The following is a 14,735-nucleotide window of genomic DNA, read 5'->3' as shown; positions in this document are numbered from 1 at the left end:
TGCTGCCCGGGGATGTTCTCTTTTGACACCAAAAGAGAACCAGAAAAGTGCCAGCGATTTCGACGCGCTGGAGCCACGAAAAAGGGGCTGCTCGCCCCTTTTAACCCCAAAGAGGAGGGCTACACCGGAAAAAACTGAAGATTCACGCCTGTTCGGCGTGAAGATCTTTTAACCGTTTTTTCCGGCTCCGCCGATTTGCAGCCCCTCAGTCGCTGCGCGACAGCTCCCCCAAGGGGGAGCGGCACGCCCGCAAACTTTGCGCTTGAGCCGGAAACTGTACCGCCATGCCAAAGGCTCCCTCCCAGAGGGAGCTGGCAAAGCCGCAGGCTTTGACTGAGGGAGTTCACACCCCTTTATGACAGAATTATGAATCTTTATAAACATTTTTGCAAAGGGCTTGACAGCAGGGCAAAAACGGTTATAATGGTCTTAGCACTCAGGAACAAGGAGTGCTAAACAAACAAAAGCAATACAAAAAGGAGGCAGGCGCTATGACGATGGATGCACGCAAGCAACGGGTCTTGCAGGCGATCGTGGCGCTGTATGGCCTTGAGGGCGAGCCGGTGGGCAGCAGCGTGCTGGCAAACTACTTTGATATGGCAGTGTCCAGCGCAACGCTGCGCAACGAGATGGCGGCGCTGACAAAGCTGGGCCTGCTGGAGCAGCCCCACACCAGCGCGGGGCGTGTGCCCAGCGCCAAGGGCTACCGGTATTATCTGGACAACCTGCTGACCGATGATCAGCCGCTGGACCGCGTTACCCGCGCCCGGGTAGATGCGGTGTTCGCCAGCCTTGACCACGAGCCGGAAAAGCTGGCACAGGGCGCTGCCAAGGCGCTGGCCGCCATCAGCGGCTGCACCGCCGCCGTCAGCACCCCCTGCGCCGAGGATCTGTGCATCGCCCATTACGAGGTGGTGCAGGTGGGCCGCAGCGCAGCCGCTGTGCTGGCTGTGACCACTGCCGGTTACGTCCGCACCCGGGTGGCGCGGGTACGCACCGGGCTTTCCCGGGAAAATGCAGCTGCCCTTGCGGCGCTGCTCAACCGCAACCTTACCTTTGTGGCACCGGTGGATCTTTCCACCCGGATGCTCAGCGAGCTGTGCAGCCAGATCGCACCGGAACTTGTGCCGGTGGTCAGCGCCGCAGCCGCAATTTTGCAGGACAGCGTAAAGCCCCATGTATTTCTGGGCGGCGAGCAGTACCTGCTGGACTGGCCGCAGCTGGACGGCCGGGTGGGTGATATCCTTACCCTGCTGAACGACGAGGAACAGGCCGCAAGCCTGATCGCACCCCCGGAAAACCGCAGCGAAAGCGTGCTGCTGGGCGAGGATCTGGAACCGCAGATCCCCGGGCTGTGCATCGTGAGCGGCCGGTATCTGGTAGGCGGCGGGCTGTGGGGCTCCATTGCCCTGATCGGCCCCACCCGGATGCCCTTCCAGAAGCTGATGCCCCTGCTGCACGAGTTTGCAGACCAGCTGGGCGAGGGCATGAGCGGCAAACGAAAAGACACCCCGCAGGCTGCCGTACCACGGCGGACTGTGATCTATAAGGAGGATCTGGAATGAGCGAAGAAGCAAAGAACACGGTGCCCGAGACCGAGCAGCCGGAAACTGCCCCCGAGGAAAAGACCGCTGCCGCAGCGCCCGAACAGGCTGCTGCCGAAGCTGCTACCGAAGAGGACAAGAAGAAGGACGGCGGCTGGTTCAACAAGAAGGCCCGGGAGATGGAAGCCATTAAGGCAAAGCTGGATGCAGCGGAAAAGAACGCCGCACAGGCCAAGGATCAGCTGCTGCGCATGGCTGCCGAGTACGACAACTACCGCAAGCGCTCCACCCGCGAGGCCGACCAGAAGTTTGGCGACGGTGTTTCCCATGCAGTGGAAAAGATCATCCCCATTCTGGATACGCTGAATATGGCTGCCAACGCCCCCACCACCGATGAGAACTACAAAAAGGGCGTGGTCATGACGCTGGATAAGGCGGCAAAGGCACTGGACGCCCTCCATGTGGAGGAGATCGAGGTGCTGGGCAAGCCCTTTGACCCCAACTTTATGAATGCTGTGCAGCAGATCCCCGCCCCGGACGGGCAGGAGAGCGGCACGGTGGTCACCGTTTTCCAGAAGGGTTACAAGCTGGGTGACAAGATCATCCGCCATGCAACCGTTGTGGTGGCCGAATAAATAAGCCGAACCTCCCGCAAGGGAGTTTGCAATAACATCCGCTTGACATCATCATAAGCATCATATAAACAAGATTTGTTCTTTCGAGAGGAGACTTCATTATGAGTAAGATTATTGGTATCGACCTTGGTACTACCAACAGCTGCGTGGCTGTTATGGAGGGCGGCGAGCCCGTTGTCATCGCCAACTCTGAGGGCGCCCGCACCACCCCGTCCGTTGTCGGCTTCACCAAGACCGGCGACCGTCTGGTAGGTCAGGTTGCAAAGCGTCAGGCTATCACCAACCCCGACAACACCGTTTCTTCCATCAAGCGTCAGATGGGCACCGACCATAAGGTGACCCTGAACGGCAAGGAGTACACTCCCCAGCAGGTCAGCGCTATGATCCTGCAGAAGCTGAAGGCTGATGCCGAGGCTTATCTGGGCGAGACCGTCACCGAGGCTGTCATCACTGTGCCTGCCTACTTCAACGACAGCCAGCGTCAGGCCACCAAGGACGCAGGCACCATTGCCGGCCTGAACGTCCGCCGTATCATCAACGAGCCCACCGCAGCTGCTCTGGCTTACGGTGTGGATAAAGAGGACGACCAGAAGATCATGGTCTACGATCTGGGCGGCGGCACCTTCGATGTGTCCATCATCGAGATGGGCGACGGCGTTACCGAGGTTCTGGCAACCAACGGCGATACCCATCTGGGCGGCGATGACTTCGACCAGCGCATCATCGACTGGATGGCAGATGCCTTCCAGACCGAGAACGGCATCGACCTGCGCAAGGACAAGATGGCTGCACAGCGCTTGAAGGAAGCTGCCGAGAAGGCTAAGATCGAGCTGTCCAGCGCAATGAGCAGCCAGATCAACCTGCCCTTCATCACCGCTGATGCTACCGGCCCCAAGCACCTGGATATGACCCTGACCCGCGCAAAGTTCAACGAGCTGACCGCTGATCTGGTCGATCGCACCATGACCCCCGTGCGCAAGGCTCTGCAGGATGCAGGTCTGCGCGCTTCCGACCTGAAGAAGGTTCTGATGGTCGGTGGTTCTACCCGTATCCCCGCTGTCTACGACGCAGTGAAGAAGGAACTGAACTGCGAGCCCTTCAAGGGCATCAACCCCGATGAGTGCGTGGCTGTCGGTGCTGCTATTCAGGGCGGCGTTCTGAACGGCGAGAAGAAGGGTCTGCTGCTGCTGGATGTCACCCCGCTGAGCCTCGGCATTGAGACTCTGGGCGGCGTGTGCACCAAGATCATCGACCGCAACACCACCATCCCCACCCACAAGAGTCAGGTGTTCTCCACCGCAGCCGACAACCAGCCCTCTGTTGAGGTCAACGTGCTGCAGGGCGAGCGTGAGTTTGCCCGCGACAACAAGAGCTTGGGTGTGTTCCATCTGGATGGTATTGCTCCGGCTCCCCGTGGCGTGCCTCAGATCGAAGTTACCTTCGATATCGATGCCAACGGCATCGTGAAGGTCAGCGCTAAGGATCTGGGCACCGGCAAGGAACAGAACATCACCATCACCGCTTCTACCAATATGTCCAAGGAAGACATCGACAAGGCTGTGAAGGAAGCTGAGCAGTTTGCTGCCGACGATAAGAAGAAGCGTGAAGAGGTCGATATCCGCAATGGTGCCGACCAGATGGTGTTCCAGACCGAGAAGATGCTGAAGGAGAACGGCGACAAGCTGCCCGCAGACGTGAAGAGCGATGCCGAGGCAAAGCTGGCCGACCTCAAGACCGCTGTCCAGTCCGGCAACGTGGACGACATCAAGGCAAAGCAGGAAGCCCTGAGCCAGGTGTTCGAGAAGATGTATCAGGCAGCCGCTGCCGCACAGCAGGCCGCCGGTGCACAGCCCGGTGCTGACGCAGGCGCAACCAACGCAAAGCCCAACGATGACGGCGTTGTGGATGCCGACTTCAAGGAAGTCTAAGTTTGACACAAAGCGCTGTGTCCGGCCAAACCGGCGGGCACACGCGCAATAAAGCAAAAGCCGCTCCGGTTTAGGCCGGAGCGGCTCTTGCTGGTTTATAAGTAAAAGAGTTCTCGCTGCCGCAAAAGCCTTCCCCCGGACGGGGGAAGGTGGCATGACGCGAAGCGGCATGACGGATGAGGGCGCAGACAACAGCTGCGAAAGACCGAAGCGGGAGCTTTTGAACAGGAGGAACCGACCGGGGCGTTACCCGGGGAGGGCGTTCCCGGAGAGGTGAGTGGATATGGCACAGGAAAAGCGTGATTATTACGAAGTGCTGGGGGTATCCAAGGGCGCAAGCGATGCCGAGATCAAAAAGGCATACCGCAAGCTTGCCATGAAGTACCACCCGGACTATAACCCCGGCGATAAGGACGCTGAGGCAAAGTTCAAGGAGATCAACGAGGCAAACGAGGTGCTTTCGGACCCGAAAAAGCGCCAGCTGTACGACCAGTACGGCTTTGCCGGTGTTGACCCCACTTATGCAGCACAGAACGGCGGCGGCCCCGGCGGCTTTAGCGGTTTTGGTGGCGACGGCGTGGACTTGGGCGACATTTTTGGCGATATCTTCGGCGGCGGCTTTGGCGGCTTCGGCGGCTCGTCCCGTCAGGCAAATCCCAACGCCCCCCGCAAGGGTCAGGACATCCGGGTGCGCATCACCCTGAGCTTTGACGAGGCCGTGCACGGCTGCAAGAAGAACATTACCATCACCCGTCAGCAGGAGTGTACTGCGTGCCACGGCTCCGGCTGCGCCGCCGGTACTAGCCCCGAGACCTGCCCGGACTGCGGCGGACGCGGCTTTGTCATCCGCCAGCAGCGCACCCCCTTTGGCGTGATGCAGACCCAGCAGCCCTGCTCCCGCTGCGGCGGCAAGGGCAAGCTGGTAAAGAACCCCTGCAAGGTCTGCCACGGCAGCGGCAAGGTGGCTACCAAAAAGACGCTGGAGGTGTCCATCCCCATGGGCATCGACGACGACCAGAGCTTTGCACTGCGCGGCATGGGCGATGCCGGTACCAACGGCGGCCCCGCCGGTGATGTCATCGTCATGGTCAGCGTGCGCCCCAGCGAGGTGTTCCAGCGCGACGGCTACGATGTGTGGGTCACCGTGCCCATCACTTACAGTCAGGCTGTGCTGGGCGACAGCGTCACCGTACCCTCCATTGACGGCAAGGTGGAGTACACCGTGCCCGAGGGCACCCAGAGCGGCACCACCTTCCGCCTGCGCGGCAAGGGAATCCAGTACCTGAACGGCCGTGGCCGCGGCGATATGTACGTCAAGTGCGAGGTGGAGATCCCCAAAAAGCTGAACAAGGCGCAGCGCGATGCCCTGAAGAAATTTGAGGGCACCTTGAAAGAAGAAAACTACGAAAAGCGTAAGGGCTTCTTCAAAAAGCTGAAGGATATGTTCAACGCATAAAATACCAAACGGCGGCGCGCTCCGATGGAGCGTGCCGCCGTTTTTTGTGTCTGCGCAAGGCCGATTCGTCTCACACACTTGCACTTTCGTCTAAAATGCACCCTGTTTTAGACGAAAACTTGGATACATGAGACGAAAGCTAAAAGAAAACCCTATAAAAACAGCGGAGGCGCTGCCCGAAAGGGCAGCGCCTCCGCTTGCTTTGTTCTTTGGTCTACTCCGGGAAATCAGGAGCCGAAGACGATGAGAGCATTCGGGATCAGCCACACAACACTTGCGCAGGAGCCGACAACACTGGCGGCACATGCAATGTCATACAGCAGGTTGGCAGTGCTCTTCTCCATGTCCTTGCTCAGGGCGTCCAGACCGGTCTCGGTCCAGTTGTTAGGATTCTTCTTGCGGTAGTCGCGGACAGCAGTAATGCCCTTGAACCAGCCGTAGAAGGGGATGAACCATGCGCAGGCTGCCTGAACCATGGTAGCGCCGCCTTCGGTGTAGGTCATTTCCTCAGTGGACAGGACGTTGTAATACGCGGGCATCATCATTTTTTCCATAATAACACTCCTTTTGAAACAAAGCTATCCAAAACGGTGCACCCAAAAACGCACCGTTTTTTCTGAATAAAGGGTCTCAGCGCACGACCAGCAGAATGGCGCTCAGGGGAGCCAGTGCCACTACCATGGTGGCGGAAACGGCGTCCCGTACAAAGTTGCCGGCAGATTTGCCCATATCGGCGGCAATGGCATCGGTGGCACGGCCCATCACGGTAAAGAAGTTGCCGTCCTTGTTGCCGTCCTGCTGCAGCCAGGTGCGTGCCTGCTTGATGCCCCAGATATAGCTGGAGGCCAGCACCACAGCACCTACGACCGTTGCGGCGGTAGTGGCGAGACCGGCAGCATTATCCACTGCGCCGCCGCCGGTGGTGTAGGTCATTTCTTCGTTGGAAAGTACCGCATAATCTGCGGGATAATTCATCTTTTTCATCTTCAATACTCCTTTGTCAAGGGGGAATGCCGCATTGCATCCCGATTCCCCGGCGTCCATACCCAAGGCCGATAGAGCATTGTTCTCTATATGGTCATTCTACAACAGTGGTCGGATTTTATCAAGGGGTTTTGGCACATCTGTGCAAAAACTGGCGGGACGCATGAAATTGCAGCTATAAATTTGTGAAAATAGACTGCAATAATTTCGGCATTTGGTTATTTTACCCCGTCACCCCGGCGCGGTAGAGGTAGGGGTCGCTCTTGAAGCTGTCAAAATTGTACAGTACAAGGATCTGGTCGTAGCTGTTATCGGCGATCAGCTTGTCCAAGCCGTAGTTGTAGTTGCGGAAATCCACCACGTCAATGTCGGCGTAGTTGGCGGTCAGGTAGGGCACAAAGCAGTTGGCGTAGCTGTCCTTGATGACAAGGATGCGCCCACTGCCGTTGCCCTGCACCCGGCTTAAACCGTTGTTGCCGTGCAGGAACATGGCGTATTTATCATAGACGGCGAGCTTATCTGTGTCGTACAGGCCGGTGGTCTGCCCTTCGGTGGGCTGGCCTGCCGCCGTCACGTTCCAGACCGTCAGAGTGTTGTCAAGGTCGTAGTAGGTGATCACGTCCGGCACGGCGTTCCATGTGCGCGCCTTGGCGTAGTGGGTGCCGTAAAAGCCATCGGCAGTCAGCGCAGTGTGGGCGGCGGTATCAAAGGGGGTAAGGCCAAGGGCATCGCACAGCTGGCTGTAGGCGTAGTAAGCGCCAAGGCTCGTCCAGTGGTGGTCGGTGCGGTAGTAGATATACTCGCTCTTGTGGGCGGTAAGGGTCTGGCGCACGTCCACAAAGCTGCCGCCCGCCGCCTGTACCGCAGCGGAAAGCCCGTCAAGGTAGCCGTCCTCGTCCAGCAGGGGGGCGTTTGCGGGCACGTTCTCTTTATAGATATCGCTGGCAGCGGGTGCCACCAGTACATTCACCTTGCCCGGGTAGCGCTGGCACAGCGCGGTGAGCGCCGCCGTATTCTTGGGCAGGGTGCGCTCCTCGCTGGAAAGCAGCCCGTAGGTGCGGGGGAACATCATGTGCTCCTTGCCCAGCAGGATGCCGCCGTTCTGCTGCTTTTGCAGCAGGGTGGTCTCTACCACGCTCTGCAGGCTGATCCACTGGTCGCGCCCCGCCACCTGATCCTTGACGTATTTGGTGTAGGCGGTAAAGTAGCTGTTCAGCCCCTTGGCGGTGAACTGGGTCAGCGCCGGGCGCTGGCTCAGGGTGGTATTCTCCAGCTCGCTGTAACTGCGATCCGGGGTGACCATATCCAGCGCGAACAGCCCGATGAAAAACAGGCTGAACACCACCAGCACCGGGTAGTGCAAAAGGGAGGAGGTCTTTTTCTCGTGTTTGGACATCTTCCCGCCTCCTTAAAAGTTAAAATACAGGAACGGGCTGTTGGTGCTGCCCACCACATAGGCGGTGGAGACCACCAGCAGCGCCAGGATGGCAGCGCAGCGGGTGACTACGTTCTTGCGCAGCACATCCCACAGCTTTTCGATCAGCGGGGTGCAGCACACCACGCTTACCGCCAGCAGCACGCCGTAATTCCGCAGGAAATACAGCGGCGACACCCCGCCGGAGGGGATGAAGAGCTTTTGGAACAGCAGCCCGAAGGACACGCCGGTGTCGTTGCCCACGAACATCGCCCAGCCCACCACCACAAGGAACAGGGTGTACAGGTGCGGCCACACCTTACCCTTTTTCAGGTAGGGCAGCAAAAACAGCTTTTCGACCGCCAGCAGCACAAAGTAGTAAAGGCCCCAGCAGATAAAGTTCCAGTTCGCGCCGTGCCAGATGCCGGTGAGCAGCTCCACGATGAACAGGTTCAAGATCTGCCGCTTAAGCCCCTTGCGGTTGCCGCCCAGCGGGATATACACATACTCCCTAAACCAGCCGGACAGGGTCATGTGCCAGCGCCGCCAGAACTCGGTGATGGAGGCGGAGATATAGGGGTAGTTGAAGTTTGCGGGGAAGTCGAAGCCCAGCATCTTACCCATGCCGATGCCCATGAGGGAGTAGCCGGAGAAATCGAAGTACAGCTGCAAACTGTATGCGATGATGCCCAGCCACACCAGCGGGGTGGAAGCGTTCGCCAGACCCACAAAGGTAGTGGAAGGGCTGTCGGCTACCCCGATAATGTCTGTCCACAGCGCGCCCACGGCGTCTGCCAGCAGCACCTTCTTGGCAAGACCGAAGGTGAACAGGGTCATGCCCTCTTCAATCTGTTTGAGGTTATAGCGGTGCTTGTAGACGTGCAGCTGGTCGGAGACGTCCCGGTACTTGACGATAGGCCCCGCGATGAGCTGCGGGAACATGACCACATAAGCGCCGAAGTCGATGATATTGCGCTCGGCTTTTACATCCCGGCGGTAGACGTCGATGGAGTAGGAAAGGGTCTGGAAGGTGTAGAAGCTGATGCCCAGCGGCAAGGTGCCGATGCCCTGAATTTCGGCAAAGGCGGTGCCCAGCAGGGCATTCACGCTGCGCAGCACAAAGTTTGCGTACTTGAAGTAGAACAGCATCCCCAAGCTGCCAATGAGCGCCACCAGCAGAAAAAAGCGGCGCAGCGCGGGCTTTGCATCAAAATGTTCGATGGCAAGGCCGCTGAGGTAGTTGATGAGGATAAGTGCCACCATGACCGGGAAAAAGCGCACCTCGCCCCAGCAGTAGAACACCAGACTGCACAAAAACAGCACGGTGTTTTTCAGTTTTGCGGGGGCAAGATAGTACAGCGCCAGCGTGATGGGCAAAAAGCGGAACAGGAAGATGATGGTGCTGAAAACCAAGGGGTCAGCCTCCTTTTTTACACGGAATTACAGACTCAGCCTTCCCCCGGCTGGGGGAAGGTGGCATGACGGATGCGGGCGCAGCTTCAGCAGAAATACCCCTCATCAGGGGTTTTCTACTGAAAAAAGCCGATGCCGCAGATGGCACCGGCTCGGAAGGTCAGATTCAGCTGTTCAGGGCGCTGTCCACAGCACTGTTCAGGTCTGCGGAGCACGCGTTAGAGGCAATCACCATGACCACACGGTCGCCCTTGGAGGAGATGATGGCGTTTTCCACGTTGCTCTGTGCCTGTGCAAACTCGGCGTAGTTGCCGTAGAAAGCCACCTGATCCTGCTTGTAGCTTTCCAGCGCGGTCACCACGTCCTGTGCCTTGCCGGAAGCAGCTTCCACCACCAGCACAAGGCCGGCGTCGCCGTTGTCATTGCTCTTCACGCCCTTGTAGGCGGCTACGTCCTCCGCCTTCAGGCCGAAGTCGTACTCGATGTTCATGGCGGCGATCTCGAACTGGTTGGAGATGGGGTTGGCAGCCAGCAGGGTCTCCACGGCGCTGTCCAGATCGGCAGTGCCGTTTTCGGTGGTATCCGCCGCCGGAGAAGCTGCATCGGAGACCGGTGCAGAGGCAGAGGCGCTGGACACGGAGGACGGCGCGGAAGAAGCGCTGCCGCCGCAGCCGGTCAGGGCAACAGCCAGCACGGCGCTGACGGCGATCACAGAAAGTTTTGTGCGGTTTATCATAAAATATTCCTTCTTTTGTTGAATTCATTTGTCACAGCCCGGGGCGGTATCGCGCACACGGGCAGACTGTATTTATCTTACCATAACAGCAGGTAAATTGCAACGCACCCCACAGGGTTTTCCGGCAGTTTTCATCGGATTTTAACCGGTCACGGTCTCCCCGGCGGCAATGCGCTGCAAAACGGCGATGGCGTCCTCCAGACACAGGCCGCTCTGGTTGAGCAGGGCGGCGTTTTCCGGGCCTACATAGCGCCAGTGCCACGGCTCGTAGGTGATGCCGGTCACGCTTTCGGCTTCCTTGGGGTAGCGCAGGATAAAGCCGTACTGCTCCGCGTTCTCGCACAGCCAGCGGAAAGCGTCGGTGTCGGCAAAGCCGGTGTCAAGGGTGGTGTGCTCCGGGCTGTTCAGGTCGGCGGCAAGGCCGCAGTTGTGCTCCGAGCAGCCCGGCGGGTTCACGATGGCAGCCGCCTTTTCCCGGGCGGCAGCTTCGCTCAGGCCCTTATCACGGTAGTACTGGGTCTTGTTGTCGTACAGCTTTTTCTGGTAGCTGACGCTGCGGTAGCCGCTTTGCATCCGCACATCCACGCCGTCCTTGGCGGCAGCAGCCTGCATGGAAAGAAAAGCATTGGCGGCTTCGGTCTGCAAAGTCTTGTTGATGGCGGTGGCCGAGCCGCATTCCTTGGTCTCGACGGGGTAGTCCTCCGTTATCGGGTGGGTGCGGCTGACAAGGATCATACGGGGGTCATCCAGGATGGCCTGTGCCTGTGCGGCGGTAAGGGTGCTCTGCTGCACGCCGTATTCGGCGGGCTGCTCAAGGCTCTCGGCAGGCAGCTCGGGCAGCTGCGGCACCGCAGCTTTGCGGGTGCAGGCGTAGGCAGTGCCGCCCGCCACAAAGCAGGCCAGCGCCGTCAGGCAGAGCAGACGCCGGGCGTGATGGTTGCGATGATGGGAAGAACGCATAGACTATACCTTCTTTCGCAAAAAAGGATAAGCACCCGCCGCCCCGGGCAGACTATCCGCAAAAGGGGGCGCGGGAAGATGAAGATGACAGCGCAGGAATACGCACGCCGGGTGCAGAAGGCGGGGCCGCATTCGCCGCTTCTGGCAGACTGCATGTGGGCATTCTGTGTAGGCGGCGGCATCTGCCTGCTGGGCGAAGGGCTGCGGCAGCTGTTTTTGCGGCAGGGTGCGGACGCCGAAACGGCGGGTACCCTGACCAGCTGCACTTTGATTTTGTTCTCGGCGGTGCTGACCACGCTGGGCTGGTACCAGAAGCTGGCGGCAAAGGCCGGGGCGGGGTCGCTGGTGCCCATCACCGGCTTTGCCAACGCGGTGGTCAGCGCGGCCATCGAGTTCAAAGCCGAGGGACGGGTGCCGGGCACGGGAGCCAAGATGTTCCTCATCGCCGGACCGGTCATCGTGTACGGCACGCTGGCGGCGGTGGTGTACGGTGCGGTGCTGTGGCTGCTGGGGGCTTCTATCCTATAATACGGAACAGCCCCGCCGGATATTGCAGCGCCGCAGCAACAGTATAGCACGTTCCGGGGCATTTTTTGCAGAAAAGGAGAAATTTTTTATGACAGAGCGTCGGGGCGATACCCTGTTGTTCCACACCCCGCCGGTCATCGCCGCACAGGCGGCGGTGGGCGGCAAAAAAGAGAGCGATGGCCCGCTGGCGGCGGGCTTTGATGAACTGACCACCGACAACCGGCTGGGACAGCGCAGTTGGGAGGCTGCCGAAAAGCAATTGCAGCTGCGGGCGGCGCGGCTCTGCCTGCAAAAGGCGTCTCTGCCCGCAGAGCGGGTGGACCTTGCGCTGGCAGGGGACTTGCAGGCGCAGTGCACCGCCTCCGGCTACGCGCTGCGGGAGCTGGGCATGCCCTTTGCGGGGCTGTTCGGCGCGTGCAGCACCATGGCCGAGGCGCTGGCGCTGGGCGCGGCACTGTGCAGCAGCGGGGCGGCACAGAACCTGCTGGCCATGACCTCCAGCCATTTCTGCGCGGCAGAGCGTCAGTTCCGCACCCCGCTAAGTTACGGCGCGGTGCGCACCCCTACCGCGCAGTGGACGGCTACCGCCGCCGGGTGCTGCCTGCTGCGTCCGGCAGGGCAGGGGGTGGGCATTGCCGCCGCCACCCTTGGCCGGGTGCAGGACTATAACATCAAGGATATCAACAACATGGGCGCAGCCATGGCACCGGCAGCAGCCGCCACCCTGCTGCATTATCTTGCCGATACCCATGCAGAACTGCGGGATTTTGACTGCATCTACACCGGCGACCTTGGGCTGGTAGGCAGTCAGATGCTGCGGGAGCTGTTGGCGGCAGAGGGTCTGCTGCTGAAAAACCACGCGGACTGCGGCTGTCTGCTTTACGATGCCGAGGAGCAGCGGGTAAAGAGCGGTGGCTCGGGCGCGGGCTGCTGCGCCGCCGTGCTCTGTGGGCATATCCTGCCAAAGCTGCTGCGCCGTGGCAGCCGCCGGGTGCTGTTCATCGCCACCGGGGCACTGATGAGCCAGACCACCTTTTTGCAGAAGGAGAGCATCCCGGCGGTGGCACATCTGGTAGAACTGACCGCACCGGAAAAGGAGAGCTGAAATGAACTATCTGTGGGCATTTTTAATAGGCGGTGTCCTCTGTGCGGTGGGGCAGCTGCTCATCGACCTGACAAAGCTGACCCCGGCCCGCATCCTGACCGGCTATGTGGTGGCAGGAGTGGTACTTTCGGCGGTGGGGCTGTATGCGCCGCTGGCAGAGTTTGCCGGTGCGGGGGCGAGCGTGCCGCTGCTGGGCTTTGGGCATCTGCTTGCAAAGGGGGTGCGCACCGCCGTGGCGGAAAAGGGGGCTATCGGCATCCTGACCGGTGGGTTGACCGCGGCTTCTGCGGGCATCACCGCAAGCCTTGTCTGCGGTGTGGTGTGCAGCCTTGTGGGCAAAAGCCACGACCAGAACTGAATAATGGAATGCGTTTGCGGTTTGCGGGAAAGTGCTGCTTGTCTGCGCTGCTTCGCTATATTTTGCGCCCGGCGGCTGGTAAACTGGGGGCAAAACGGAGGTGAAGCGCATGAAACACAGCGGACAGACCGTATTGTGGGAGCTGTGGGCAGCGCTGTGCCTGTGCACGGCGCTGGTGCTGCCGCCCGGCAGCCCGTGGCTGCACGAGCCGGCACTTTTGTACCCGGGGCTTATGCTGGCGGCGGTGGTCCCTGCAGCGTGGGCGGTGTGGTGGATGGTGCCGCCGCAGCCCCTGCCGCCGGAGCAGCTGCTACAGCCGGTACAGCGGCAAAGCCTTGCCGCGCTGTGCGGGACATAACAGCGAAAAAACAAAAACCCCTGTGCCGGTTACCCGGTACAGAGGTTTTGTTCGTCAATCAAACTGCGCGATCAAGCGTTCTTGTTAGCACGCTTTGCCATACGGCTGATCTTGCGGCTGGCGGTGTTCTTCTTGATGACACCCTTAGCGCGAGCCTTGTCGATCGCGGAAACAGCAGCCAGGACGGTTGCGTCCTTGTCAGCGGCATTCGCATCGATGGCAGCGTCTGCCTTCTTGACGACTGTTTTCAGGTTGGTCTTAATGGCCTTGTTGTGAGCCTGCTCTGCAGCAGCCTGCACGACGCGGTCCTTCTGAGATTTGATGTTAGGCATTCGTTCCACCTCCTTGGCTACCTATAACAGCGCACCCTATGATACCATATTTCGCGTACCAGCGCAAGCGTTTTTTTGATTTTTGTTTGGAAAAGTTTTATTTTTCCCATACTTTCCGGCAAGAAAGCGGGCTTTTGCCCCAAAAAGGAACGGAGAGTGTGGAAATGCGTACTACGGATATGGCCGACGAGCTGTTTTCAGGCGCGGCGCAGCCCCTGCCCGCAGGGGTGCGGCTGGCCACCGCCCGCCACGGCGGGGTGACGGTGACGCGGGTAGAAGTTGCCCGCGAGGGGCTCAGCCGCCCCCGGGGCAGGTATGTCACGCTGGAAAGGCCCAGCGTCAGCGTGCTGGACGAGCGGGACGCCGCCGTCATTGAGGTGTGCGCCCGGGAGCTGCGCGCCCTTTTGCCGCCCAAAGGCCCGGTGCTGGTGCTGGGGGTGGGCAACCGCCGCATCACCGCCGATGCCCTTGGCCCGCGCACGGTGCAGCACATCCTTGTCACCATGGGCGCGGGCGCCGCCCCGCCGGTGCGGGGCCTGCGCCCGGTGGCGGCCGTTGCGCCCGGGGTGGCGGCAGCCACCGGGCTTTCGCTTCAGCAGCTGGCGGCGGCGCTGGTGAGGCAGCTGCGCCCGGCGGCGGTGGTCTGCGTGGACAGTCTTTGCTCTGCCGAGGGGCAGCGGCTGGGGCGCACGGTGCAGTTTTCGGACTCGGGGCTTTACCCGGCGCAAACCGACCACACCCGCCACCTGACCCGGGATACCTTAGGCGTGCCGGTGGTGGCGGCGGGCATCCCCACCCTGATGCAAGCGCAGGAGGGCGCAGACCTTGTGGTCACGCCCCGCGCACTGGACAGCGTCATTGCCCACGGCGCGGCGCTGCTGGCGTGTGCGGTCAACCGCGCCTTGCAGCCCCGCCTTACCGTGCAGCAGCTCTGCTGGCTGACGGGGTGAACGATTTGAAATGCCCTCCGCTGGGGCAGGAGGA

16 protein-coding genes are annotated in these 14,735 nt (G+C 60.3%); 9 read left to right on the top strand and 7 right to left on the bottom strand.

The genetic code is table 11. The annotated features are described in order from the left end of the window. The first annotated feature begins 491 nt into the window (after window positions 1–491). The 4 genes from hrcA to dnaJ all read left to right on the top strand — a co-directional run bounded on the left by hrcA (window position 492) and on the right by dnaJ (window position 5,563). Window positions 492–1,565 (top strand): heat-inducible transcriptional repressor HrcA, encoded by a 1,074-nt coding sequence (gene hrcA / locus WMO44_RS15095; protein ID WP_055186581.1) that lies wholly within the window; start codon window positions 492–494, stop codon window positions 1,563–1,565. Then, complete coding sequence (locus WMO44_RS15090; RefSeq protein WP_349153067.1) at window positions 1,562–2,179, top strand: nucleotide exchange factor GrpE; 618 nt, start codon at window positions 1,562–1,564, stop codon at window positions 2,177–2,179. The genes hrcA and WMO44_RS15090 overlap by 4 nt, the downstream gene beginning before the upstream one ends. Before the next feature lie 101 nt (window positions 2,180–2,280). After that, window positions 2,281–4,107, top strand: a complete 1,827-nt coding sequence (dnaK, locus tag WMO44_RS15085; RefSeq protein ID WP_055186579.1) for a molecular chaperone DnaK — start codon at window positions 2,281–2,283, stop codon at window positions 4,105–4,107. A 283-nt stretch (window positions 4,108–4,390) separates the two neighbouring features. Continuing rightward, a complete protein-coding gene (gene dnaJ, locus WMO44_RS15080) occupies window positions 4,391–5,563 on the top strand; it encodes a molecular chaperone DnaJ (protein ID WP_349153066.1) in 1,173 nt (390 codons plus the stop codon). 227 nt (window positions 5,564–5,790) lie between these two features. On the opposite strand, the gene WMO44_RS15075 is transcribed toward dnaJ, so the two are convergent. The 6 genes from WMO44_RS15075 to WMO44_RS15050 form a co-directional block, all read right to left on the bottom strand. Continuing rightward, window positions 5,791–6,117: a hypothetical protein gene (locus WMO44_RS15075; RefSeq protein ID WP_055186577.1), complete on the bottom strand. Its 327-nt coding sequence runs from the start codon at window positions 6,115–6,117 to the stop codon at window positions 5,791–5,793. A gap of 76 nt (window positions 6,118–6,193) precedes the next feature. Further along, on the bottom strand, window positions 6,194–6,547 hold the full coding sequence (locus WMO44_RS15070) for a hypothetical protein (RefSeq protein ID WP_055186576.1): 354 nt from the start codon (window positions 6,545–6,547) through the stop codon (window positions 6,194–6,196). A 223-nt stretch (window positions 6,548–6,770) separates the two neighbouring features. Beyond that, the gene (locus tag WMO44_RS15065) at window positions 6,771–7,943 is read right to left on the bottom strand and encodes a DHHW family protein (protein ID WP_349153065.1); all 1,173 of its coding nucleotides are present in this window, start codon (window positions 7,941–7,943) and stop codon (window positions 6,771–6,773) included. Between the two features lie 12 nt (window positions 7,944–7,955). Then, window positions 7,956–9,374, bottom strand: coding sequence for an MBOAT family O-acyltransferase (locus WMO44_RS15060; RefSeq protein ID WP_349153064.1), 1,419 nt, complete (start codon window positions 9,372–9,374; stop codon window positions 7,956–7,958). A gap of 166 nt (window positions 9,375–9,540) precedes the next feature. Further along, window positions 9,541–10,110 (bottom strand): DUF4358 domain-containing protein, encoded by a 570-nt coding sequence (locus tag WMO44_RS15055; protein WP_349153063.1) that lies wholly within the window; start codon window positions 10,108–10,110, stop codon window positions 9,541–9,543. A gap of 141 nt (window positions 10,111–10,251) precedes the next feature. Continuing rightward, the gene (locus tag WMO44_RS15050; RefSeq protein ID WP_349153062.1) at window positions 10,252–11,070 is read right to left on the bottom strand and encodes a M15 family metallopeptidase; all 819 of its coding nucleotides are present in this window, start codon (window positions 11,068–11,070) and stop codon (window positions 10,252–10,254) included. Between the two features lie 78 nt (window positions 11,071–11,148). Here WMO44_RS15050 and WMO44_RS15045 point away from each other — a divergent pair, with 78 nt between their 5' ends. The 4 genes from WMO44_RS15045 to WMO44_RS15030 all read left to right on the top strand — a co-directional run bounded on the left by WMO44_RS15045 (window position 11,149) and on the right by WMO44_RS15030 (window position 13,419). Next, window positions 11,149–11,598 (top strand): SpoVA/SpoVAEb family sporulation membrane protein, encoded by a 450-nt coding sequence (locus WMO44_RS15045; RefSeq protein WP_349153061.1) that lies wholly within the window; start codon window positions 11,149–11,151, stop codon window positions 11,596–11,598. Between the two features lie 88 nt (window positions 11,599–11,686). Beyond that, entirely contained in the window at window positions 11,687–12,703 is a 1,017-nt protein-coding gene (locus WMO44_RS15040; protein WP_349153060.1) for a stage V sporulation protein AD, read from the top strand. A gap of 1 nt (window position 12,704) precedes the next feature. Continuing rightward, window positions 12,705–13,061 carry a stage V sporulation protein AE gene (gene spoVAE / locus WMO44_RS15035; protein WP_055186569.1) on the top strand — a complete coding sequence of 119 codons (357 nt, stop codon included), beginning with the start codon at window positions 12,705–12,707 and terminating at the stop codon, window positions 13,059–13,061. Between the two features lie 109 nt (window positions 13,062–13,170). After that, window positions 13,171–13,419 (top strand): peptidoglycan synthetase, encoded by a 249-nt coding sequence (locus WMO44_RS15030; RefSeq protein ID WP_118658550.1) that lies wholly within the window; start codon window positions 13,171–13,173, stop codon window positions 13,417–13,419. A gap of 71 nt (window positions 13,420–13,490) precedes the next feature. Here the strand turns inward: WMO44_RS15030 and rpsT are convergent, their stop codons facing one another. Beyond that, on the bottom strand, window positions 13,491–13,751 hold the full coding sequence (gene rpsT, locus WMO44_RS15025) for a 30S ribosomal protein S20 (protein WP_005943554.1): 261 nt from the start codon (window positions 13,749–13,751) through the stop codon (window positions 13,491–13,493). 164 nt (window positions 13,752–13,915) lie between these two features. On the opposite strand from rpsT, the gene gpr reads away from it, so the two are divergent. Next, entirely contained in the window at window positions 13,916–14,701 is a 786-nt protein-coding gene (gene gpr, locus WMO44_RS15020) for a GPR endopeptidase (protein WP_349153059.1), read from the top strand. The last annotated feature ends 34 nt before the right edge of the window (window positions 14,702–14,735 follow it).

Source organism: Faecalibacterium tardum (assembly GCF_040096515.1).
Classification (GTDB): Bacteria; Bacillota; Clostridia; order Oscillospirales; family Ruminococcaceae; genus Faecalibacterium; species Faecalibacterium tardum.
The sequence above is the reverse complement of the archived record's forward strand: the minus strand, read 5'-3'. Positions and strand labels throughout refer to the sequence as shown.